Source organism: Pseudomonas sp. SJZ131 (assembly GCF_007828705.1).
Taxonomy (GTDB): Bacteria; Pseudomonadota; Gammaproteobacteria; order Pseudomonadales; family Pseudomonadaceae; genus Aquipseudomonas; species Aquipseudomonas prosekii.
In genome coordinates, this window is sequence record NZ_VIVC01000002.1 from 432,291 (window position 1) to 454,550 (window position 22,260).

A 22,260-nucleotide genomic window follows, 5' to 3' on the forward strand; every position below is an offset into this window, starting at 1 on the left:
AAAACCCCTTTTCAGCGCCGATTTAATTCCTATTCTATGGACATGACCGGTTGCGGCCCTGAAGGCCGGTGGGTTCAGCGCGCACCCAGTGACTGCTGAAAGTGGTAGGGCGATGCGGTTTTCTGAAGTTTTCTTTGACGTATTAAAAGGACATCGTCCATGTCGAAAGTACAAGGCATCACCGAACTGTTAGGAATCTTCCCTTGCCTGGCCACCGGCCGGCGCAGGCGTCGACTCAATTCGGAGGAAATGAAACTGGTGGAGCGTTATCGGGAGTTGTCCGAGAGCGATCGGATTGCGATGAGGTATCTGGTGGATGCGATGAGGAGTGTTTCGCGGTTTTGAGGAGGGGGATTCTGGCCGTGACAGGGTGTTGCGGCCGAAAGGCGATCATGTAGCAGCTGGCGAAGCCTGCGTTCGGCTGCGAAGCAGTCGTGAAATCAGACTGTGCGGTGCTTCAGGAAGACCGTGCGTTCAGGGTTTACGACTGCTCCGCAGCCGAACGCAGGCTTCGCCAGCTGCTACAAGGAGGGTGTTTCGACTAACCAAAGGGGCGGACCGTAAGGTCGGCCCCTTTTCATTTTTACCCTGCCTTCAACTGCAAGTGCCCATGATCTTGAAGGGACGCTGTACCTGCAGCAGGTCGGGCATATCGCGCCAGTTGATCCATGCTTGATGCTGCCAGTGCAGCAGCGGCACCGATATGCCGGCCCATTGCAGCGAGCTCATGCGTGGTCTGTTATCCATGGGTGACGCGCTGGAGTTGCGCAACATGGGGACGACTTCATTGCTCAGCCAGTGGCGCAGGTTTCGATTTTCTGGGATGAAATGGTGGATCAGCAGGGCATATACCCCGGATTCGCTGATCATCAGCGTTTCGACGCTCGCTCCGCTCCTGAGCAGCCAGACGTTGCGGCGCTGGTCTGGGTCCAGCTTCAGCGTCAGGCGTTCGGCCATCGGCCGGCACATCAGGCGCCCGAGGTCCTGTACGCAGAACCACGCTTGGTCATCTTGCAGGAGCGTGTGAAGGAAGCGGTTATGGCGGGTGAAGATAGTTGGGGTGAAGTAAGACTGAGTCATGGCTTGCTCCCGAATGGGAGGCTTGAAGCTTTTTCGAACGATTTTCGAGCGTGCCTGAACATGTAGGTAACTTCCGTTTTGAATTGAGAAAGTCGCCATCAACCCTTCGACAGATTGGGTGGCGGACCGAGTGGCGTTCGAAGTCGGGACACTTCCAGTCAAAACGCAAGCCAAAAGGCCCGCACCACACGGCCCGCCATAAAGCAGCACTGAAGGCATTGAACAGCTTCAGTTGCAATGGGGGCACGCAAGCACCGTTTTGATTTTTTCCGGCTTCGACACCAAGCCGCTGATTTGGCAGCGACGAGGTAAAGCCTATCGTCCAGGCGCTCGCGGCGGCTAGTCTACTCTGGCGCCGCGGGTTGTAGGAATCGGGGTCTTTGGCTGAAGGCTGGATCTGTAGGAAATTCCTGATTTTGCATGTGCCCACGTCTAGGAACGTTTGAACGCTGTTTTTTCCTATAGGTTTTGCACCCTCAGGAACGAACTACGGGTTTGCCAGATGTTGATCGAGTTTTCCGTTTCCAATTACCGCTCCTTCCGTGACAGGCAAACCCTGTCGATGGCGGCGACGCCGCGCCTGATCAAAAAGCGAAACCTCATCGCGCCGCCCGTTAATGGCGAAAAACTGCCGGATTTACTGAAAATCGCGGCAATTTACGGGCCGAACGCGTCGGGTAAATCGTCGCTCATCAGGGCCATGGGCATCATGGGCCAAATGATCGCCGCACCGCCCTCCCTGAACGATCAACCATTGCCTGTATCGCCTTTCCGGTTTGATCCGCAGCTTCTTAACGCGCCCAGTTGTTTCGAATACAACTTCATCCAGCGCGGTATTCGCTATCAATTTGTGCTGCGAATGACTGCGCTGCGAATTATCGAGGAACACTTGATTGCCTACCCCAATGGCAAGGAAGCATTGCTGTATCAGCGAAAGTTTGCAGAGGAGGGCGAACGTTACGTGTTCGGAGAAAGCCTTGAAGGTGGTAGCGATGTTCATAGCGCGTGGCGGCGCCTGACAAATCCAAAAACGCTGTTTATAGCGCAAGCGGTCGCCAATAGCAGCGAAGAACTCACGCAGCTGCGCGGGCCCTTTAGTTGGTTCCAGACCGGGCTACTGGTTATCGAGCAGAACAACATGATGGGGCTGTCAGCAGCGTCTATCAGATTTTTGCGGATGGCCTCGGACTCCACCAAAGATCTGCGAGATTTTCTGAGAGATGTGGATATTCCCGTCTCAGCCATCCAGCTCAATATTGAGGACGTGGCGGTCCAGAGCACTAGAAAACTTACGTTGAAAGAGTTCTTTGCCGCCGCCCAAAAAGACAAGGTGACCCTGACCCATAGCAGTCTCCTGGGCAAAGCAGAATTCGATTTTTCGGAGGAGTCCGGGGGTACAAAAAACCTGATCGGATTCTGGTTGCCCTGGTTCATGATCAATCACGCCGATGGCAGCGGAATTCTTTCAGTTGATGAGCTGGACAGCAGCCTTCATCCGCCAATAGTCGATGACCTGATTGAAAAACACCTCGAGAGCGGCCTGGATACCCAACTTATCTTCACAACTCACGACACCCATCTCATGAACGCCACAACGCTGCGGCGCGATCAGTTCTGGATTACCGAACGCGATGCAAACGGCGCCACCTGCCTGTTTTCTGTCCATGACTTTGAAGGTTGCGAGGGCGAGGATATTGAGCAGCGCTACTTTGATGGGCGCTATCGCGGCTTGCCGTTAATAAGGCGGGGTTGACTGTGGCGCGTTCTCTGCGGCGATTTGATCGAAAGGCGCCGAAGTTCAAACCTCAACCTAAAGTGCTGATCCTCTGCGAAGACAGCAAGTCTGGAAAACGATATCTGGAGGAAGCCGCCATTCATTTTCGTGCCAACGCTCAAGTGGAAATCGTCCATTGCGGCGTTACGCATCCAAGTGGCATTGTCGAAAAAGCGATCATCCGTCAGAACGGCTTTGACAAAGTTTTTTGTGCGTTGGATCGCGATACGCATCTGTGTTTCGAGAGAGCGATAGATCTTGCGGAGGCGCATCCGAAAATCACAATTATCGCCTCTTATCCCTGTTTCGAGTTTTGGCTGCTTTTGCACTTCGGTTTTAATCGAAAACCTTTCCGGGCGGTCGGAAAGTATTCGCCCGGTAATCTGGTCACTAAAAGCCTAAGGGAAAAGCCCAACATGGATAACTACCAGAAAGGCGAGGACACCAATTATTTCGCGCAACTATTGGGTGAGCCATTCCAGATGGCCAGAGCTTTGGCTCCGAGGATTATCGAAGACGTTGCGGCCAGCGGGGAACCCAACCCTAGTACCGAAATACATTTGCTGATGGATGAATTCGAGATGCTTTCCAAGCCTCTGCTCCTCTGACAACTCAGTCCGCATTGCTGCGGACTGAGCAAATTTCCCTACCGCCCCACCTTCCAGGCATCCCCCGCAGGCGCAGTCCCATGGTCATACGGCTTGCCCAACCACATATAAACCAGCCCCAACCCAATCACGATCGCTGTGCTCAGCACCATCGCGTAGTTGATGTACCAAGGCGCATCCGGCGTACGCGGCCATGCCATGTTGATGATTGCGCCGACGCCATACACCAGCGCGCCGATGTTCACCGGCCAGCCCCACGCGCCGAGGGTGAATTTGCCGTTGGGTTTCCAGCCTTTGGTCCGTGCGTACAGCGCTGCCAGCACGATCATCTGGAATGCCAGGTAAATCCCGATGGCCGCGAAGCTGACGATGGTGGCTACCGCGTCCTGCAGGAAGAAGCCGAGCGCGATGATCAGGGCCGGCAGGACGCCTGACACGAACAGCGCCGCAACCGGCACTTGTGTTGTAGGAGAAATCTTTTTCAGCAGGGCGCTGCCGATGACCATTTCGTCACGGGCGTAGGAATACAGCAGACGACTCGCCGCTGCTTGCAGGCTGATGACGCAGGAGATGAAGGAAATCATCACCACGCCCATCACTACTTTCGAACCGACGGCGCCGAATGCGTTGTTGAGGATGGTGGCGACCGGGTCTTTGTCGGTGCCGTTGATCACGGCTTGCATGTCCGGCACGGCGAGGATCAGTGCCAGGCAGGCGAACATCGCCGAGATGCCGCCGATGTAGATGGTCATGCGCATGGCAATCGGGATTTGTTTGCTCGGGTTCGGGGTTTCTTCGGCGACGTCACCGCAGGCCTCGAAGCCGTAGTAGAGGAACATCCCGGCCAGCGATGCGGTGAGGAAGGCCGGCAGGTACGAGCCATCGATGCTGATGTCGAAGGTGTTGAACAACACGCTGATCGGTTGGTGGCGCTCGAAGATCAGCAAGTAGACGCCGACGATCACCGCGCCAATCAACTCGCAGAGAAAGCCGAACATGGCGATTCGTGCGAGCACTTTGGTGCCGCTGAGATTGACCAGCGTGGCGAACAACGTGAGGACCAGCGCGATAACGATATTGGTGTTGTTGCTCGGTTCAAAACCCAGCATCGCCGCCAGGTACGGGCCGGCGCCAACCGCAACGGCAGCGATGGTCACGCACAGGGCAATGGAGTAGATCCAGCCGACCATCCACGCCCAGCGCTTGCCGACCAAGCGGCGCGCCCATGGGTAGACGCCACCGGAAATCGGGAACTGCGAGACCACTTCGCCGAAGATCAGGCACACCAGCAACTGGCCGCAACCGACCAGCAAATAGGCCCAGAACATCGGTGGCCCGCCCGCCGCGAGGCACAGGCCGAAGAGGGTATAAACCCCTACGACCGGCGAGAGATAAGTGAAGCCCAGCGCGAAGTTTTCCCACAGGCTCATGCTGCGGTTGAAGTTTGAGGTGTAACCCAGCTTGCGCAGTTGCTCGGCGTCGCTGTCGTGGACGTTTGGATTGAGGTCGGGTGATGCGTTCATGGTCATCGAGCTCCGGAAAATCGGCAGATTTCGGATGTCCGAAACCGTGGCGGGGCCTTGGCGGCGCAGCCCGGATCGGTGGTTATTGTTTTGTGTTGCGGTGAGGCCATCGCGAGCAGGCTCGCTCCCACTTGGATCGCGCTGAACCTGTGGGAGCGAGATCACTCGCGATGCTTTTAGTGTTTGAACATCACATGCCGAACCACGGTGTAGTCCTCCAGCCCATACATCGACATGTCCTTCCCGTAGCCGGACAATTTCTGACCGCCGTGGGGCATTTCGCTGACGAGCATGAAGTGCGTATTCACCCACGTGCAGCCGTATTGCAAACGCGCCGCGAGGCGATGAGCGCGACCGACATCGGCGGTCCACACCGAAGACGCCAAGCCGTAATCCGAGTCGTTGGCCCAGCCCAGCACCTGCGCTTCATCGACAAACTGCGTCACCGACACCACCGGCCCGAACACTTCGCGCCGGACAATTTCATCGTCCTGTTGCGCGTCCGCCAACACCGTTGGTTCGAAGAAAAATCCGTTGCCCTCCACCGCTTTACCGCCGGTGATCAAACGAATGTGCGATTGCGCCACGGCGCGTTCGACGAACCCGGCCACGCGGTCGCGATGTTGCGCGGTGATCAACGGACCCAGCTCGGTCGCCGGGTCATCCTGCACGCCGTACTTGATGCTGCTGACCGCCGCGCCAAGCTTCTCGACAAACTTTTCGTAAATGCCCTTCTGCGCGTAGATGCGGCACGCGGCGGTGCAATCCTGGCCGGCGTTGTAAAAACCGAAGGTGCGAATGCCTTCGACGGCAGCGTCGATATCGGCGTCGTCGAAAATGATCACCGGGGCTTTGCCACCCAGCTCCATGTGCGTGCGTTTGACGCTGTCGGCCGTGCTGGAAATGATGTTCGAGCCCGTGGCGATGGAGCCGGTCAGCGAGACCATGCGCACTTTTGGATGCGTGACCAGTGGCTGGCCGACGGTAGGACCCCGACCAAACACCAGATTGAGTACGCCGGCGGGGAAAATCTCTGACGCCAGTTCGACCAGACGCAGCGCGGTCAGCGGGGTTTGTTCCGACGGTTTGAGCACCACGGTATTACCAGCGGCGAGCGCCGGGGCGATTTTCCAGGCAACCATCATCAACGGGTAATTCCACGGCGCGATGGACGCGACCACGCCGACCGGGTCGCGGCGGATCATCGAGGTGTGGCCGGGCAGGTATTCGCCGCCCGCCGAACCGCTCATGCAACGGCTGGCACCGGCGAAGAAGCGGAACACGTCGGCAATCGCCGGGATCTCGTCGTTGAGCGCTGCGCTGTAGGGTTTGCCGCAGTTGTCCGATTCCAGTTTGGCCAGTTCTTCGCTGTGGGCTTCGATGGCGTCGGCGAGTTTGAGCAGCAGCAGCGAACGCTCTTTCGGCGGAGTTTGCGACCAGGCGTCGAAGGCATTGTCGGCGGCGCGCACGGCGGCATCGACCTGGGCTTCGCTGGCTTCGTTGATTTCCACCAGCACACGGCCAAGCGCCGGGTTGAACACCGGTTGGGCGGGGCCTTCGCCGTCGATCAGTTGGCCGTTGATCAAGAGTCTGGTTTGCATGGTCTTGTCCTCGTCAAAGCAATTGTTATTTTTCTGCACAATCCCGATCCCTTGTAGGAGCGAGGCTTGCCCGCGAAGGCGTCTTCGAGGCCGCCAAAAGCTTCGCGGGCAAGCCTCGCTCCTACAGGATTCGGTTTGCACGTTGGTTTATTTCCCGCCACTACCCGCCACGCTTTCACCGCCCCGGGTCAGGTAATACGCGCCGAGAATCGGCAACATCGTCACCATCATCACCAGCATCGCGACGACGTTGGTCACCGGCACATCGCGTGGGCGGCTGAGCTGGTTGAGCAGCCACAGCGGCAGCGTGCGTTCATGCCCGGCGGTGAAGGTGGTGACGATGATTTCGTCGAACGACAAGGCAAACGCGAGCATGCCGCCGGCCAACAGCGCCGAGCCGAGATTGGGCAAAACGATGTAGCGAAAGGTCTGCCAGCCATCGGCGCCGAGGTCCATCGAGGCCTCGATCAAGCTGTGCGAAGTGCGGCGCAAACGGGCGATGACGTTGTTGTAAACGATGACCACACAGAAGGTCGCGTGGCCGACGATGATGGTGAACATCCCAGGCTCGATCCCCAGTGTCTTGAAGGTTGCCAGCAGCGCGATCCCGGTAATGATCCCCGGCAGCGCAATCGGCAGGATCAGCATCAGCGAAATGCCTTGCTTGCCGAAAAAATCGCGCCGGTACAGCGCCGCTGAAGCGAGGGTGCCGAGGACCATCGCGATCAGCGTGGCGATGGCGGCGATTTGCGCCGAAAGCTTGATCGCTTCGAGCACGTCGGGCCGCGAAAACGCCACGCTGAACCACTTCAACGTGAAGCCCTTGGGCGGAAAACTGAACGCCGCGTCTTCGGTGTTGAAGGCGTAGAGAAAGATGATCAGGATCGGGAAGTGCAGGAACACCAACCCGCCCCACGCGGCGACGCGTAAACCCAGTGAAGCGCGCTCAGAGTGCATCGAAGGCCCCCAGTCGTTTGACGATGGTCAGGTAAACGGCGATCAACACAATCGGCACCAGCGTGAACGCGGCGGCCATCGGCATGTTGCCGATCGCGCCTTGCTGCGCGTAGACCATGCTGCCGACGAAGTAGCCCGGCGGCCCGACCAGTTGCGGCACGATAAAGTCGCCCAGCGTCAGCGAAAAAGTGAAGATCGAACCGGCGGCAATGCCCGGAATCGACAGCGGCAAAATCACCTGCATAAAGGTCTGGCGCGGCTTGGCGCCAAGGTCCGCCGAGGCTTGCAGCAGGGACGGCGGCAAGCGTTCGAGCGAAGCCTGGATCGGCAGGATCATGAACGGCAGCCAGATATAGACGAACACCATGAAACGCCCCAAATGCGAGGTCGACAACGTGCTGCCGCCCACCCCCGGAATGCCCAGCACAAACTGCAAGACCGGCTCCAGGCCCAAGTGCTGAACGAACCACTGGGCGACGCCGCCCTTGGCCAGAAGCAAGGTCCAGGCGTAGGCCTTGACGATGTAACTGGCCCACATCGGCAGCATCACCGCGATGTAGAAAAACGCCTTGGTTTTGCCGCTGGTGTAACGCGCCATGTAGTAGGCAATCGGGAACGCGACGATGGCGCTGGCGATCGAGACGACGATGGCCATGCTCAGCGTGCGCAGGATGATGTCGAAGTTCGACGGCTGGAACAGCGCGGCAAAATTCGCCAGCGTCAGGTCCGGCGTGACCGCCATGGTGAAGTCGTCGAAGGTGTAGAAACCCTGCCACAACAGCATCAGCAGCGAGCCAAGGTAAATCGCGCCGAACCACAGCAGCGGCGGTACCAGCAGCAACGTCAGGTAGAAGTTCGGTCGGCGATACAGCAGGTTGGAAAACCGCCGCAACGGCGAACGGCTGGCCGCCGATTGAGAGAGCGCCAAAGTGCTCATCTCAAGCTCCGCCAACGACGTGGTCATGTAACGGGATCATCGCTTCGCGAGCCCAACGTGCGCTGATGCGTTGGCCGGTTTGATGGCGGGCGCTGGTGTCCAGCCACTGGTTGTTTGCCTGGCTGATGTTCAGCGTCTGGCCGTTTTCCAGTTTCACTTCGTAGCGCGTGGCGCTGCCCTGATATTGGATGTCGTGAAGCAAACCGCTGACTTCTATTTCATGGCTGGCCAGCGGGCCTTCAGCGAAACGCACGTGTTCCGGACGAATCGAAAACGCTTGCGGATTGCCGCTCAATTGTCTGGCCAGCTCGCCGCGAATCACGTTGGAGGTGCCGACGAATTCTGCGACGAAGGTGGTGGCCGGTTTCATGTAGAGGTTGCGCGGCGTGTCGACTTGCTCGATGCGTCCTTTATTGAATACGGCGACGCGGTCGGACATCGACAGCGCTTCGGTTTGATCGTGGGTGACGAAGATGAACGTGATGCCGAGTTGGCGTTGCAGTTTCTTCAGTTCGCTTTGCATTTGTTCGCGCAGTTTGAGGTCGAGCGCGCCGAGCGGTTCGTCGAGCAGCAACACGCGCGGACGATTGACCAGCGCGCGGGCGAGGGCGACACGCTGGCGCTGACCGCCGGAGAGTTGCACCGGTTTGCGCTCGCCGTAGCCGCCGAGGGCGACCATGTCGAGGGCTTCTTCGGCGCGTTTGTGGCGTTCGGTTTTGCCCACGCCTTTGACTTTCAAGCCGTAGGCGACGTTGTCGCGAACGTTCATGTGCGGGAACAGTGCGTAGTCCTGGAACACGGTGTTGACGTCGCGTTGATAGGGCGGCAATCCGGCGGCTTCTTCGCCGTGAATGCGGATCGAACCGGCGCTCGGTTGTTCGAACCCGGCAATCAGCCGCAGGCAGGTGGTTTTGCCCGAGCCGGACGGGCCGAGCATGGAAAAGAACTCGCCGTCCTCGATGTCGATGGAAACCCGGTCAACGGCCTTCACCTCGCCGAACTGCCGGGAAACATTGGTGAACTGGACTGCAAGCGTCATGGTGCGGTGCTCCGAAAAAGCGCGGGCCGTCACAGCGGCCCTGCCTGGACTTCTGAAAAATCTGAAACATCTGAAGGTGAATGCGATCCGCTTTCAGCTCCCTCTCCCTCCGGGAGAGGGCGGGGGGTGAGGGCGGCTTTATCAGCCCTTACCCAAAATTTCGAGGCAAGATCAAACGCTACCCCCTCACCCCAGCCCTCTCCCCCAGAGGGGAGAGGGGGAAAGGGAGCCGACCGAGTTGTGTCCGAGAGCTATCTGCCGCCCATGATCGCGATGTAATCCTGAGTCCAGCGGCTGTAAGGGACGAATTTGCCGCCCTCGGCCTGCGGGGTTTTCCAGAAGGCGATCTTCTCGAACTGGTCGAAACCGTTGGTTTTGCAACCCTCGGCGCCGAGCAATTCGCTGCCGGTGCACGCTGCCGGCACCGCTGGCAACGAGCCAAACCACGCCGCCACATCGCCCTGGACTTTCGGTTGCAGCGACCAGTCCATCCATTTGTAAGCGCAGTTCGGGTGCTTGGCCTCGGCGTGCAACATCGTCGTGTCAGCCCAGCCGGTCGCGCCTTCTTTGGGGATCGTCGAGGCAATCGGCTGCTTCTCGTTCATCAAACCATTGACCTGATACGGCCAGGCACTGGATGCCACCACGCCTTCGTTCTTGAAATCGCTCATCTGTACGGTGGTGTCGTGCCAGTAGCGGTGGATCAGCGGCTGCTGTGCGCGCAACAGATCGAGCACAGCCTTGTACTGATCTTCGCTGAGTTGATACGGGTCTTTGATGCCCAGCTCGGGTTTGGTGCTCTTCAGATACAGCGCCGCGTCGGCGATGTAGATCGGGCCGTCGTAAGCCTGCACGCGCCCCTTGTTCGGCTTGCCGTCGGGCAGGTTCTGCGCGTTGAACAACACGTTCCAACTGGTCGGCGCGGTTTTGAATACGTTGGTGTTGTACATCAACACGTTCGGCCCCCACTGGTACGGGGTGCCGTAAGTCTGGTTGTTGACCACGTACCACGGCGCATCCTTGAGGCGCGGGTCGAGACCTTTCCAGTTCGGGATCAACGCGGTGTTGATCGGCTGCACACGCTTGCCGCCGATCAAGCGCAACGAGGCATCGCCCGACGCGGTCACCAGGTCATAACCGCCCTTGGCCATCAGGCTGACCATTTCGTCAGAGGTCGCCGCCGTTTTCACGTTGACCTTGCAGCCGGTTTCCTTCTCGAAACCCGTCACCCAGTCGTAGGCCTTGTCGCTCTCGCCACGTTCGATGTAACCCGGCCAGGCGACGATATCCAACTGACCTTCGCCGGCACCGACAGTTTTCAGCGGTTCGGCGGCCTGGATACTGGCACTGGCGAGCAGTGCCGTAGTGATTGCGCTGAGCAATGCGGTCTTGTGCACGAACATGGGGTTTCCCTCTTCTTTAATTATGGTCGGGGCAGTTGTGAACGTGGTGAAGCATGCCGTTGGCGGCTGGTTTTTATCAGGCCGTTATCGGTCTTGTTATTAGCGTAGTCAGAGATGCTGGCCGTGCCGGGCCATGATGTGCCGCACCACGCTGTAGTCCTGCAGCGAATCGCTGGACAAATCTTTGCCGTAGCCCGAACGCTTGAGCCCGCCGTGCGGCATTTCGCTGACCAGCATGAAATGGCTGTTGATCCAGGTGCAGCCGTATTGCAAACGCGCCGCGACTTGCATGGCTTTGTCGAGGTTCTGCGTCCAGATCGACGAGGCGAGCCCGTATTCGGAGTCGTTGGCCCAGTCCACCGCTTGCGCGAGTTCATCGAAACGGGTGACGGTCACCACCGGGCGCGAATACTTCGCGCTGGACGATTTCATCGCTTTGCTTGCAACCGGCGAGCAAGGTCGGCTGATAGAAGAAACCGGCGCCGGAATGCACCGCCGCACCGGTGACGCGTTCGATGTGCGGCTGACCGAGAGCGCGCTCGACAAAACTGGCGACGCGGTCGCGCTGGCGGGTGCTGATCAGCGGACCGATTTCATTGTCGGCATCGCGTTTGCCGGCGAAACGCAGGCTGCTGACCGCCGCGCCAAGCTCTGCGACCAACCGATCATGAATCCCGGCCTGCGCGTAAATCCGGCACGCGGCGGTGCAATCCTGGCCGGCGTTGTAATAGCCGTAAGTGCGCACGCCTTCGACCACCGCTTGAATATCCGCGTCGTTGCAGACGATCACCGGCGCTTTGCCGCCGAGTTCGAGATGCGTGCGTTTGAGGGTTTTCGCCGCCGCTTGCAGGATCTTCTGCCCGGTGACGATATCGCCGGTCAGCGAAACCATGCGCACTTTCGGGTGGCTGACCAAATGGCTGCCGACCCCTTCGCCGCCGCCACAAATAATGTTGATCACCCCGCGCGGGAGAATCTCGGCCAGCGCTGGCGCCAGTGCGAGGATCGACAGCGGCGTGTGTTCGGACGGCTTGAACACCAGCGTGTTGCCGGCAGCGAGGGCCGGGGCGATTTTCCACGCGGCCATCATGATCGGGTAATTCCATGGCGCAATCGATGCGACCACGCCAATCGGATCGCGCCGCACCATGCTGGTGTAGCCCGGCAGGTATTCGCCGCTGAGCTGGCCAGTCTGGCAACGCACGGCGCCGGCAAAAAAACGGAAGACATCAACCGTCGCGCTCAAATCATCCTGACGCGCCAAGTGCAACGGCTTGCCGCAATTCAGCGATTCGAGGCGGGCGAGCAGGTCGGCGTTTTTTTCGATGGCGTTGGCGATATCCAGCAACAGGTTCGAGCGCTGCTGCGGGGTGGTCCGCGACCAACTGGCGAACGCACGGTGGGCGGCGAGGATCGCGGCTTCGACTTGCTCGGTGCTGGCCTCGGCAATGTGCGTCAGCACTTCCCCGGTGGCCGGATTGAGGATCGGCTCGACAAAACCCTGACCCGCGACCAGTTCGCCATCGATCAACAGTGCGGTGAACAAAGGGGTCTGCGCGCCGGGCATTTTTCGGGTTCTCTTTTCTTGTGTAGCCATGGTGCTCCCAGTGACTGGAGCCCGGCCGTCTTATAAAGATGTGACAAGACTAGTGCGCGGGCCCGAGGTCGACAAATTCTAAATACTGAAGGTGGCGTTCGATTAAATAGATGGCTTGCGCCCGCCGTGCGGTTGTTCGCGAGCGACGGTCAGGAACGGGTCGACCAGCGCCGGACGTGCCGTGCCCCGGCGCCAGGCGAGGCCGACGTCGAGGGTCTGGCTGAGGTCGGCGATCGGCCGCGCCTCAATGATGTCGCCCTCCAGCGACCACGGCCGGTAGGTCATGTCAGGCTGGATTGACACGCCCAGACCCGCCGCCACCAGACTTCGCACGGCTTCCGTCGACGCAGTTTTGAGGGTGATGCGCGGTTGCAGGGACGCGGCCGACCACATGCGCTGGGCGTTGCGGTCCATTTCATCGACGTTGAGCTGGATCAGCGGCTCGCGGGTCACGTCGGCGAGGTTGATGCTGTCGTGTTCCAGCAGCGGATGTTGTGCCGGCAGCCACAAACGGTGCGGCGAATGCGTGAGCACTTCAGTCTGCAAGGCGTGGCGATCTTCGAGGTTGGAGAGGATCAACACGCCGACATCGATTTCGCCGCTGACCAGCAAATGCTCGATGTACGGGCGCTCGTCTTCCATCACGCGGATCTCGACGTTGGGGTAAGCGCGCTGGAATCGGGTGAGCAGATCGGCGAGGTAATAACCGGCGACGAGGCTGGTCACGCCGATGATCAATTGCCCGGCAACCTGATCGGTGCTTTGTTGCAGGCTGCGTTTGGCGTTGTCGACCGTGGCCAGAATCAGGTGCGCCTGGCGCAGAAATTGATGCCCCTGGTGCGTCAGCGTCATGCCTTTGGCGTGCCGGTTAAACAGGCTGACGCCGATTTCCTGCTCCAGTTGCTGGATCGCCAGCGTCAGGGTCGATTGCGAAATGAATGCGGTTTGCGCAGCAGAGGAAATGGAGCCGGTCTCGGCCACGGCAATGAAGTGACGGATTTGACGCAGGGTCATCATTGGAAAATACCCGGTGGGCGGTTTTTATCGATGTGTTCGAGTGTATGTCTGTTTTTTCGAATGACCAGTTTCCAATCATGAAAGCTTGCGGGACAGGATTAATTGGCCAAGCAACATCTGGAAGCACTCTCGCCGCCGGGCGTTGGGCACTTTCGCCCTAGGCTGGTTGCCTTATTGATCCGGTTACCCCGAATTCGTGGAGGCAACAAATGAACACCCGTGGATTGCTCGATCAGCTACTCAAATCCGGCCAGGACTTGTTGCAGAAAAAGGCTGGCGGTCACTCGCAGAAGTCTTCTGGCGGCTCGGTTGGCGGTTCTGTCGGCGGCGCGCTGGGCGGTTTGCTCGGCGGCAGTGGTGGCTCGGGCGGCCTCGGCGGTTTGCTCTCGGGCGCGGGCGGCGGCGCATTGGCAGCGGGCGCGATGGGGCTGTTGATGGGCAACAAAAAGGTCCGTAATGCTGGCGGCAAAGTCGCGCTCTACGGCGGCCTCGCGGCGTTGGGCGTGATTGCCTACAAGGCTTACGGCAACTGGCAGGCGCAGCAGGGCACCGCAGCGAAGGTCGAACCGCAAACCGTCGACCGGGTGCCGCCCGCGCAGGTCGAGCAACACAGCCAGGCGATTCTCAAAGCACTGGTCGCGGCAGCCAAGGCTGATGGTCATGTCGATGAGCGCGAACGTGCGTTGATCGAGGGCGAATTCACCAAGCTCGATAACGATCAGGAACTGCAGCACTGGCTGCACGCCGAGCTGAACAAACCGCTGGACCCGACCGACGTCGCCCGCGCCGCCAGCACCCCGGAAATCGCCGCCGAAATGTACATCGCCAGCGTGATGCTGGTGGACGAAGAGAATTTCATGGAGAAATCCTACCTCGACGAACTCGCGCGGCAGTTGAAGCTTGAGCCGGGGTTGAAGCTCGAACTGGAAAAACAGGTACGCGCCGCTTCGGTGTAAAACCTGAAATTGCCCTCGCGGGCAAGCCTCGCTCCTACACAGTTAGCGTTGGTCGGTCGCTCGCACACGACAGCGATTCTGTGGGAGCGAGGCTTGCCCGCGAAAGCGTCTTCAGCCGCGCACCATGTCTGCTGGCCAATCCACGGCCCACTTCTGCCAATCCCCCTCTGGCAAACACCCCCCGATCTAGCGGAAAGTCCCATCCCAGAGCCTGCCCGGCGATCTGCGCGCGCAAATTGCGGCAACGCGCATCCGTCTTATAAATGAAACACTGCGCTCAGCTATACTCCGCAGAATTTGAAAATGGCCCGAGGACTTACTGTGAAGAACTGGACGTTGCGCCAACGGATCTTGGCGAGCTTTGCGGTGATTATCGCCATCATGTTGCTGATGGTCGTCGTCTCGTATTCGCGGCTGTTGAAAATCGAAGAAAGCGAAGCCAGCGTCCGTGAAGACGCGTTGCCCGGCGTCTATTACAGCTCGATGATCCGGGGCGCCTGGTCCGACAGTTACCTGCGGGTTCAGGAAATGCTCGGCCTCAAGGAAGGGCAGGGCTTCAGCACCGAAGATGCCGCCGAATTCAAGACGTTCGAACTGCGCTTGCAGGCGCAGATCGACAACTACCGCGCCACCGTCACCACCGAAGAAGACAAGGTCGAATTCGCCACTTTCGAAAAGATCCACGAAGAGTACAAAACGCTGCTGGCCGCGGTGCTCGACTTGCATCAACGCAATCTGGAAGTCGAAGCGGTCAAGTTATTCAACGAAAAACTCACGCCGACCTGGACCGCCGGTCGCGTGAAGCTCAACGACATCCTCCGTGAAAACAAAGCCGTCGCCGATCAGGACATCATCGCCATCGACAACGCCGTGCTCGCGGCCAAAGTCAGCATGGGCGTCTCGCTGCTGGTCGCGGTGCTCGCCGCCGGTTTCTGCGGTTTGCTGCTGATGCGCGCGATCATGGCGCCGATGAACCGCATCGTGCAGATCCTCGAAATCATGCGCACCGGCGACCTCAGCGGTCGCCTCAATCTGGAACGCAAAGACGAGTTCGGCGCCGTCGAAACCGGCTTCAACGACATGATGGCCGAGCTCACCTCGCTGGTGTCGCAGGCGCAGCGCTCGTCGGTGCAAGTCACCACGTCGGTGACCGAAATCGCCGCGACGTCCAAGCAACAACAAGCCACCGCCACCGAAACCGCCGCCACCACCACCGAAATCGGCGCGACCTCGCGGGAAATTGCCGCGACCTCGCGTGACCTGGTGCGGACCATGACCGAAGTCTCCACCGCCGCCGACCAGGCCTCGGTGGCCGCCGGCTCCGGGCAGCAAGGGCTGGCGCGCATGGAAGAAACCATGCACTCGGTGATGGGCGCAGCGGATCTGGTCAACGCCAAACTGGCGATCCTCAACGAGAAGGCCGGCAACATCAACCAAGTGGTGGTGACCATCGTCAAGGTTGCCGACCAGACCAATCTGTTGTCGCTGAACGCTGCCATCGAGGCGGAAAAGGCTGGCGAATATGGCCGCGGATTTGCCGTGGTCGCCACCGAAGTCCGGCGTTTGGCGGACCAGACCGCCGTGGCCACTTACGACATCGAACAGATGGTCCGGGAGATTCAGTCGGCGGTGTCGGCCGGGGTCATGGGCATGGACAAATTCTCCGAAGAAGTGCGGCGCGGCATGTCCGAAGTGCAGCAAGTCGGCGAGCAGCTGTCGCAGATCATTCATCAGGTGCAGGCGTTGGCGCCGCGGGTGTTGATGGTTAACGAAGGCATGCAGGCGCAGGCCACCGGCGCCGAGCAAATCAACCACGCGCTGGTGCAGTTGGGCGATGCCAGCAGCCAGACCGTCGAGTCGTTGCGTCAGGCCAGTTTTGCCATCGACGAACTGAGCCAGGTGGCCGTCGGGCTGCGCAGTGGCGTCTCGCGATTCAAAGTCTGATGAACGAACTCACGGCCAAACGCCACGCCGTGACGGCGGCGAGGCAAGCGCTGTTTCTGGTGTTTCGCATCGGTGACGAGCGTTATGCGCTGCAAGCCATCGAAGTCGCGGAAGTGTTGCCGCGCCTGCCGCTGAAACCGATTGCGCGGGCGCCGCAGTGGGTCGCCGGTGTATTCGCCTATCGCGGCGCCGTGGTGCCGGTGATTGACTTGAGCGCGCTGACATTTGGCCAACCGGCGCAGGCGCGCACCAGTACGCGGCTGGTGCTGGTGCACTATCGCCCCGACGCCGCCACGCCCGCGCAATTGCTCGGGTTGATCCTCGAACAAGCCACCGACACTTTGCGCTGCGACGCGGCGGAATTTCAGCCCTATGGCCTCGACAATCGCCAGGCGCCGTACCTCGGCCCGGTGCGCAAAGACGCGCTGGGATTGCTGCAATGGGTGCGGGTTGCCGACCTGCTCGACGACGATGTGCGCGCGCTATTGTTTCCGCCATCGCCGCTGGACCTGACGTTGCTTGAGGATCAGCCATGAGCAGCGATCAGCGCTTTTTCGATTTCCTCAAGGATCGCATCGGCCTCGACGTTGCGTCGGTCGGCGCGGCGATCATCGAACGCGCGGTTCGCCAGCGCACCACAGCCTCAAAAGCGCTGAGCGCCGATGAGTATTGGCAGACTTTGCAAGGCTCGCGGGATGAGCAGCAGGCGCTGATCGAAGCGGTGATCGTCCCGGAAACCTGGTTTTTCCGTTACCCGGAATCCTTCGCCACGCTGGCGAAACTGGCGAGTAAACGCCTGACCGAGATCAACCACATGCGCGCCTTGCGCATTCTCAGCCTGCCGTGTTCCACCGGCGAAGAGCCTTATTCGATTGCCATGGCGTTGCTCGACGCCGGGCTCAAACCGCACCAGTTCAAAGTCAAAGGCATGGACGTCAGCCCGCTTTCGGTGGAAAAAGCCAGGCGCGCGGTGTACGGCAAAAACTCCTTTCGTGGGCAGGACATCGCGTTTCGCGAGCGGTATTTCAGCGCCGAAGACGACGGCTACAAGCTCAGCGAACGGGTGCTGGAACAAGTGCGTTTGCAAGTGGCGAATCTGCTCGATCCGACGTTGCTGGCGAACGAGCCGCCCTATGACTTCGTGTTCTGTCGCAACCTGCTGATCTATTTCGATCAGCCGACCCAGCAGCAAGTGTTCGAAGTGCTCAAGCGCCTGACCCACGTCGATGGGGTGCTGTTTATCGGCCCGGCTGAAGGCAGTTTGCTCGGGCGATTGGGCATGCGTTCGATCGGTATTGCGCAGTCGTTTGCGTTCAGTCGGCAAAGTCTGGCAGAGCCGGAACCGTTACCACCGACCGTTTTGCCAACGCCGCTGCAAACACCGCTGCCCGCGCGCCAACCACTGCGCAGCGCGACGCCGCCGCCACGCAGTCGCCCGTTCGCGGCGGTTGTGCCATTGACGAACTCCACGAAAACGCCCAACTCCGACGCCGCCACGTTACTGGCGAGCATCGCCGCGCTGGCCAACGAAGGCAAAAGCACCGAGGCGCGGGCGGCGTGTGAACTGTATCTGCGCAGCCACGAACCGGTCGCGCAGGTGTTTTATTGGCTGGGATTGCTCAGCGACGTGGCCGGGCGTGCGCTCGAAGCGCAGGGCTTTTATCGCAAGGCGTTGTACCTCGAACCGCAACATCCTGATGCTTTGATGCACTTGGCGGCGTTGCTGCAATCCCAAGGCGATACGGCGGGCGCGCGACGCTTGCAGGAACGCGCCGCGCGCAGCGAACGCGCGGCTGACAGTGAGCGTAAACGATGAACGGCGCGGACACTTTGCACGTCACCCACGAAGATGCGCAGGCCATCGACGACTGCTGGAACCGTATCGGCATCCACGGCGACAAGTCCTGCCCGCTGCTGGAAGAGCACATTCATTGCCGCAATTGCTCGGTGTATTCGGCGGCGGCCACGCGGTTGCTCGACCGTTACGCGTTGCAGCAGGACCACCACGAGCAAGTCGCGACGGCGCTCGAAACCGAGGTCAAAACCCGCTCGCTGCTGATGTTCCGGCTCGGCGAAGAATGGCTGGGGCTGGCCACGCGCAGCCTGGTGGAAGTCGCGCCGCTGCAAGCCATCCATTCGCTGCCGCACCAGCGCTCGCGGGCCCTGCTCGGCGTGGCGAATGTGCGCGGCGCGTTGGTCGCGTGCCTGTCGCTGGTGGAATTGCTTGGCCTCGACACCAGCAACAATGTCGCGTCCGGCGCGCGAGTGATGCCGCGCATGTTGATCATCGCCGCACGCGGTGGCCCGGTGGTGGTGCCGGTGGACGAGGTCGACGGGATTCACGCGATCGACCAACGCATCCTCGACGCCGCCTCGCAATCGGGCGCGCAGGCCAGCGCCAAATACACCCGTGGCGTGTTGCAATTCAAAGGTCGCAGCCTGCGCTGGCTGGATGAAGAACAGTTGTTGTCCGCCGTGACCCGGAGCCTCACATGACCCCCGAGCAAATGCGCGACGCCTCTTTGCTGGAGTTGTTCAGCCTCGAAGCCGAGGCCCAGACCCAAGTGCTCAGCGCCGGACTGCTGGCGCTGGAGCGCGACCCGACCCAGGCCGATCACCTCGAATCGTGCATGCGCGCGGCGCATTCGCTCAAGGGTGCGGCGCGGATTGTCGGGGTGGATGCCGGGGTCAGCGTCGCGCATGTGATGGAAGATTGCCTGGTCAGCGCGCAGGAATCGCGGCTGTATCTACGCCCCGAACACATCGACGCATTGTTGCAAGGCACCGACCTGTTGATGCGCATCGCCACGCCAACCCACGCGCCGTCGGCGCTGGACGTCGAGGCTTATGTGGCGCTGATGGGGCGCTTGCTCGATCCGCTGGCACTGGCGCCGCCGATCAGCACGCCGATTGCGCCGTTCATGGACGAGCTGCAATTGCCGGCGCCAACGGTCGAAGTGCCGGTGCCGGTGATCGAGCAACCGCTGGTGGCGCCGGCCGTTGCGAGCGAGCCTCCCCGGGTCAACCGCCGCACCACGGAAAACGGTGAGCGCGTGTTGCGCGTCACCGCCGAGCGGCTGAACAGTTTGCTGGATCTGTCGAGCAAATCGCTGGTGGAAACCCTGCGGCTGAAACCGCATCTGGCGACCATGCAGCGGCTCAAACGCACGCAGAGCAATGGCTTGCGCGCGCTGGAAAACCTCAATGTTCATCTCAAGGATTTGCACCTGAGCCTCGAAGCTCAGGAAGCGCTGGATGACGCGCGGCGGTTGTTGGCGGAATCCCAGCAGTTGCTGGTGGAAAAAAACGCCGAACTGGATGAGTTCGCCTGGCACGCCAGCCAACGCGCGCAGGTGTTGTACGACACTGCGCTGGCCTGCCGCATGCGCCCGTTCGCCGATGTGCTGAGCGGGCAAGTGCGCATGGTCCGCGACCTCGGGCGCGACTTGGGTAAACAGGTGCGGCTGGAGATCGAAGGCGAGAAAACCCAGGTTGATCGCGACGTCCTGGAAAAACTCGAAGCGCCGCTGACCCATCTGCTGCGCAACGCCGTCGACCACGGCATCGAAACCCCGGAACAACGCCTGCTCGGGGGTAAACCGGCGGAAGGTCTGATCCGCTTGCGCGCCTCACATCAGGCCGGTTTGCTGGTCCTTGAACTCAGCGATGACGGTAACGGCGTCGACCTCGAAAAGGTCCGCCGCAGCATCATCGAGCGGCAGTTGTCGCCGGCGGAAACTGCTGCGCAGTTGAGCGAAGAAGAACTGCTGACGTTCCTGTTTCTGCCGGGTTTCAGCCTGCGCGACAAGGTCACCGAAGTCTCCGGGCGCGGGGTTGGCCTCGACGCGGTTCAGCACATGGTCCGCCAGTTGCGCGGCGCCGTGGTGCTGGAGCAGACGGCGGGCGAGGGCAGTCGTTTTCATCTGGAAGTGCCGCTGACCCTGTCGGTGGTGCGCAGCCTGGTGGTCGAAGTCGGCGACGAGGCTTATGCCTTTCCGCTGGCGCACATCGAGCGCATGTGCGACCTCGAAGCGGACGACATCGTCCAGCTCGAAGGGCGCCAGCACTTCTGGTACGAAGGCCGCCACGTCGGTTTGGTCGCGGCCAGCCAATTGCTGCAGCGCCCGGCGAGCCAGACCAGCCAGCAAACGCTCAAGGTCGTGGTGATTCGCGAGCGCGATGCGATCTACGGCGTGGCGGTTGAACGTTTTGTCGGCGAGCGGACCTTGGTGGTCTTGCCGCTGGATGAGCGGCTGGGCAAGATTCAGGACATTTCCGCCGGGGCCTTGCTCGACGACGGTTCGGTGGTGTTGATTGTCGACGTCGAAGACATGCTGCGTTCGGTCGACAAACTGCTGAATACCGGGCGCCTGGAGCGGATCGCCCGGCACAGTAATCAGGCCGCTGAAGCGGCGCGCAAACGCATTCTGGTGGTTGACGATTCGCTGACGGTACGTGAATTGCAGCGCAAGTTGCTGCTCAATCGGGGTTACGACGTGGCCGTCGCGGTCGACGGCATGGATGGCTGGAACGCGTTGCGTTCGGAGGATTTCGATCTGCTGATTACTGACATCGATATGCCGCGCATGGATGGCATCGAACTGGTGTCGCTGTTGCGTCGGGACAATCGCCTGCAATCGCTGCCGGTGATGGTGGTTTCCTACAAGGACCGCGAAGAAGACCGCCGCCGTGGACTGGACGCCGGAGCCGACTATTATCTAGCCAAGGCGAGTTTTCATGACGACGCCCTGCTCGATGCGGTGGTTGAGCTCATTGGAGGAGCGCGGGCATGAAAATCGCTATCGTCAATGACATGCCCATGGCGGTCGAAGCGCTGCGCCGCGCCCTCGCATTCGAGCCCGCGCACCAGGTGATCTGGGTCGCGAGCAATGGCGCCGAAGCGGTACAACGCTGCGTCGAACAGACGCCGGACCTGATCCTGATGGACTTGATCATGCCGGTGATGGACGGCGTCGAGGCGACCCGGCGGATCATGGCCGACACGCCGTGCGCCATCGTGATTGTCACGGTGGACCGCCAGCAGAACGTGCACCGGGTGTTCGAAGCCATGGGGTATGGCGCGCTGGACGTGGTCGATACGCCGGCGATTGGTGCCGGCAATCCTGCGGAAGCGGCGGCGCCGTTGCTGCGCAAGATCCTCAATATCAGTTGGCTGATTGGCGACAAGGGCAATCGTGTGCGCACGGCGCCGAGCCCGCTGCGCAGCTCCGGCTCGCGGCAAAAACTGGTAGCGATCGGCTCGTCGGCGGGCGGGCCGGCGGCACTCGAAGTGTTGCTCAAAGGCTTGCCGAAGAATTTTTCCGCCGCAATTGTGCTGGTGCAGCACGTCGACCAGGTTTTCGCCGCCGGCATGGCCGAATGGCTGAGCAGCGCCAGCGGCCTCAATGTGCGGCTGGCTCAGGAGGGTGAACCGCCGCAACCCGGCACGGTGTTGCTGGCGGGGACCAATCACCATATTCGTCTGTTGAAGAACGGCACGCTGGCTTACACCGCCGAACCGGTCAACGAGATTTACCGGCCTTCGATCGATGTGTTTTTCGAAAGCGTGGCCAGTTACTGGAATGGCGACGCAGTCGGCGTTTTGCTCACCGGCATGGGGCGCGACGGCGCGCAGGGGCTTAAACTCATGCGCCAACAGGGTTACCTGACTATCGCTCAGGACCAGAACAGCAGTGCGGTGTACGGAATGCCGAAAGCGGCGGCGGCAATCGATGCCGCCAAAGAGATCCGTTCACTGGACACGATAGCGCCACGATTGCTGGAGATATTCTAGAAATGACGACTTTTCGCCGCAATCCTGGCC

The 22,260-nt window shown here is 60.5% G+C and carries 18 protein-coding genes and 1 pseudogene; 10 read left to right on the forward strand and 9 right to left on the reverse strand.

Going from position 1 to position 22,260, the window contains the following annotated elements:
- Positions 1 to 159 precede the first annotated feature (159 nt).
- Positions 160 to 345 carry a hypothetical protein gene (locus tag FBY12_RS08800; protein WP_121731159.1) on the forward strand — a complete coding sequence of 62 codons (186 nt, stop codon included), beginning with the start codon at positions 160 to 162 and terminating at the stop codon, positions 343 to 345.
- Positions 346 to 594: 249 nt separating this feature from the next.
- Here the strand turns inward: FBY12_RS08800 and FBY12_RS08805 are convergent, their stop codons facing one another.
- Positions 595 to 1,080, reverse strand: a complete 486-nt coding sequence (locus FBY12_RS08805; protein WP_145252629.1) for a Bro-N domain-containing protein — start codon at positions 1,078 to 1,080, stop codon at positions 595 to 597.
- Positions 1,081 to 1,582: 502 nt separating this feature from the next.
- On the opposite strand from FBY12_RS08805, the gene FBY12_RS08810 reads away from it, so the two are divergent.
- The gene (locus FBY12_RS08810; RefSeq protein WP_145252630.1) at positions 1,583 to 2,833 is read left to right on the forward strand and encodes an ATP/GTP-binding protein; all 1,251 of its coding nucleotides are present in this window, start codon (positions 1,583 to 1,585) and stop codon (positions 2,831 to 2,833) included.
- Between the two features lie 2 nt (positions 2,834 to 2,835).
- Positions 2,836 to 3,462, forward strand: a complete 627-nt coding sequence (locus FBY12_RS08815) for an RloB family protein (RefSeq protein ID WP_145252631.1) — start codon at positions 2,836 to 2,838, stop codon at positions 3,460 to 3,462.
- A gap of 38 nt (positions 3,463 to 3,500) precedes the next feature.
- Here the strand turns inward: FBY12_RS08815 and FBY12_RS08820 are convergent, their stop codons facing one another.
- The 8 genes and pseudogenes from FBY12_RS08820 to FBY12_RS08855 form a co-directional block, all read right to left on the reverse strand.
- On the reverse strand, positions 3,501 to 4,985 hold the full coding sequence (locus FBY12_RS08820) for an APC family permease (RefSeq protein WP_145252632.1): 1,485 nt from the start codon (positions 4,983 to 4,985) through the stop codon (positions 3,501 to 3,503).
- Between the two features lie 176 nt (positions 4,986 to 5,161).
- Positions 5,162 to 6,586, reverse strand: a complete 1,425-nt coding sequence (locus tag FBY12_RS08825; protein WP_145252633.1) for a gamma-aminobutyraldehyde dehydrogenase — start codon at positions 6,584 to 6,586, stop codon at positions 5,162 to 5,164.
- 147 nt (positions 6,587 to 6,733) lie between these two features.
- Positions 6,734 to 7,543: an ABC transporter permease gene (locus tag FBY12_RS08830; protein WP_121731154.1), complete on the reverse strand. Its 810-nt coding sequence runs from the start codon at positions 7,541 to 7,543 to the stop codon at positions 6,734 to 6,736.
- Entirely contained in the window at positions 7,533 to 8,480 is a 948-nt protein-coding gene (locus FBY12_RS08835; RefSeq protein WP_109503156.1) for an ABC transporter permease, read from the reverse strand. Before FBY12_RS08835 ends, FBY12_RS08830 begins: the two co-directional genes overlap by 11 nt.
- Before the next feature lies 1 nt (position 8,481).
- Entirely contained in the window at positions 8,482 to 9,519 is a 1,038-nt protein-coding gene (locus FBY12_RS08840; RefSeq protein ID WP_145252634.1) for an ABC transporter ATP-binding protein, read from the reverse strand.
- Positions 9,520 to 9,770: 251 nt separating this feature from the next.
- Positions 9,771 to 10,922, reverse strand: coding sequence for a putative ABC transporter substrate-binding protein YdcS (gene ydcS / locus FBY12_RS08845; protein WP_145252635.1), 1,152 nt, complete (start codon positions 10,920 to 10,922; stop codon positions 9,771 to 9,773).
- 108 nt (positions 10,923 to 11,030) lie between these two features.
- Positions 11,031 to 12,489, reverse strand: a pseudogene (locus tag FBY12_RS08850) (gamma-aminobutyraldehyde dehydrogenase).
- A 132-nt stretch (positions 12,490 to 12,621) separates the two neighbouring features.
- Positions 12,622 to 13,536 carry a LysR family transcriptional regulator gene (locus FBY12_RS08855; protein ID WP_121731150.1) on the reverse strand — a complete coding sequence of 305 codons (915 nt, stop codon included), beginning with the start codon at positions 13,534 to 13,536 and terminating at the stop codon, positions 12,622 to 12,624.
- A gap of 209 nt (positions 13,537 to 13,745) precedes the next feature.
- On the opposite strand from FBY12_RS08855, the gene FBY12_RS08860 reads away from it, so the two are divergent.
- From FBY12_RS08860 to FBY12_RS08890, 7 genes are all read left to right on the forward strand, one after another.
- Entirely contained in the window at positions 13,746 to 14,492 is a 747-nt protein-coding gene (locus FBY12_RS08860; protein WP_092272756.1) for a tellurite resistance TerB family protein, read from the forward strand.
- Between the two features lie 321 nt (positions 14,493 to 14,813).
- Entirely contained in the window at positions 14,814 to 16,436 is a 1,623-nt protein-coding gene (locus tag FBY12_RS08865; protein ID WP_121731148.1) for a methyl-accepting chemotaxis protein, read from the forward strand.
- Positions 16,436 to 16,972 (forward strand): chemotaxis protein CheW, encoded by a 537-nt coding sequence (locus FBY12_RS08870; protein WP_109503161.1) that lies wholly within the window; start codon positions 16,436 to 16,438, stop codon positions 16,970 to 16,972. The genes FBY12_RS08865 and FBY12_RS08870 overlap by 1 nt, the downstream gene beginning before the upstream one ends.
- The gene (locus tag FBY12_RS08875) at positions 16,969 to 18,252 is read left to right on the forward strand and encodes a protein-glutamate O-methyltransferase CheR (RefSeq protein WP_145252636.1); all 1,284 of its coding nucleotides are present in this window, start codon (positions 16,969 to 16,971) and stop codon (positions 18,250 to 18,252) included. The genes FBY12_RS08870 and FBY12_RS08875 overlap by 4 nt, the downstream gene beginning before the upstream one ends.
- Complete coding sequence (locus FBY12_RS08880) at positions 18,249 to 18,932, forward strand: chemotaxis protein CheW (RefSeq protein ID WP_121731145.1); 684 nt, start codon at positions 18,249 to 18,251, stop codon at positions 18,930 to 18,932. Before FBY12_RS08875 ends, FBY12_RS08880 begins: the two co-directional genes overlap by 4 nt.
- Positions 18,929 to 21,229 (forward strand): hybrid sensor histidine kinase/response regulator, encoded by a 2,301-nt coding sequence (locus FBY12_RS08885; protein WP_145252637.1) that lies wholly within the window; start codon positions 18,929 to 18,931, stop codon positions 21,227 to 21,229. The genes FBY12_RS08880 and FBY12_RS08885 overlap by 4 nt, the downstream gene beginning before the upstream one ends.
- Positions 21,226 to 22,230 (forward strand): chemotaxis response regulator protein-glutamate methylesterase, encoded by a 1,005-nt coding sequence (locus FBY12_RS08890; RefSeq protein ID WP_145252638.1) that lies wholly within the window; start codon positions 21,226 to 21,228, stop codon positions 22,228 to 22,230. Before FBY12_RS08885 ends, FBY12_RS08890 begins: the two co-directional genes overlap by 4 nt.
- The last annotated feature ends 30 nt before the right edge of the window (positions 22,231 to 22,260 follow it).

What these genes read in the sequence shown, in the direction of transcription:
- FBY12_RS08800 (WP_121731159.1), top strand. Translation starts at nt 160, where the DNA reads ATGTCGAAAGTACAAGGCATCACCGAACTGTTAGGAATCTTCCCTTGC.
- FBY12_RS08805 (WP_145252629.1), bottom strand. Translation starts at nt 1,080, where the DNA reads ATGACTCAGTCTTACTTCACCCCAACTATCTTCACCCGCCATAACCGC.
- FBY12_RS08810 (WP_145252630.1), top strand. Translation starts at nt 1,583, where the DNA reads ATGTTGATCGAGTTTTCCGTTTCCAATTACCGCTCCTTCCGTGACAGG.
- FBY12_RS08820 (WP_145252632.1), bottom strand. Translation starts at nt 4,985, where the DNA reads ATGAACGCATCACCCGACCTCAATCCAAACGTCCACGACAGCGACGCC.
- FBY12_RS08825 (WP_145252633.1), bottom strand. Translation starts at nt 6,586, where the DNA reads ATGCAAACCAGACTCTTGATCAACGGCCAACTGATCGACGGCGAAGGC.
- FBY12_RS08830 (WP_121731154.1), bottom strand. Translation starts at nt 7,543, where the DNA reads ATGCACTCTGAGCGCGCTTCACTGGGTTTACGCGTCGCCGCGTGGGGC.
- FBY12_RS08835 (WP_109503156.1), bottom strand. Translation starts at nt 8,480, where the DNA reads ATGAGCACTTTGGCGCTCTCTCAATCGGCGGCCAGCCGTTCGCCGTTG.
- FBY12_RS08840 (WP_145252634.1), bottom strand. Translation starts at nt 9,519, where the DNA reads ATGACGCTTGCAGTCCAGTTCACCAATGTTTCCCGGCAGTTCGGCGAG.
- ydcS (WP_145252635.1), bottom strand. Translation starts at nt 10,922, where the DNA reads ATGTTCGTGCACAAGACCGCATTGCTCAGCGCAATCACTACGGCACTG.
- FBY12_RS08855 (WP_121731150.1), bottom strand. Translation starts at nt 13,536, where the DNA reads ATGATGACCCTGCGTCAAATCCGTCACTTCATTGCCGTGGCCGAGACC.
- FBY12_RS08860 (WP_092272756.1), top strand. Translation starts at nt 13,746, where the DNA reads ATGAACACCCGTGGATTGCTCGATCAGCTACTCAAATCCGGCCAGGAC.
- FBY12_RS08870 (WP_109503161.1), top strand. Translation starts at nt 16,436, where the DNA reads ATGAACGAACTCACGGCCAAACGCCACGCCGTGACGGCGGCGAGGCAA.
- FBY12_RS08875 (WP_145252636.1), top strand. Translation starts at nt 16,969, where the DNA reads ATGAGCAGCGATCAGCGCTTTTTCGATTTCCTCAAGGATCGCATCGGC.
- FBY12_RS08880 (WP_121731145.1), top strand. Translation starts at nt 18,249, where the DNA reads ATGAACGGCGCGGACACTTTGCACGTCACCCACGAAGATGCGCAGGCC.
- FBY12_RS08885 (WP_145252637.1), top strand. Translation starts at nt 18,929, where the DNA reads ATGACCCCCGAGCAAATGCGCGACGCCTCTTTGCTGGAGTTGTTCAGC.
- FBY12_RS08890 (WP_145252638.1), top strand. Translation starts at nt 21,226, where the DNA reads ATGAAAATCGCTATCGTCAATGACATGCCCATGGCGGTCGAAGCGCTG.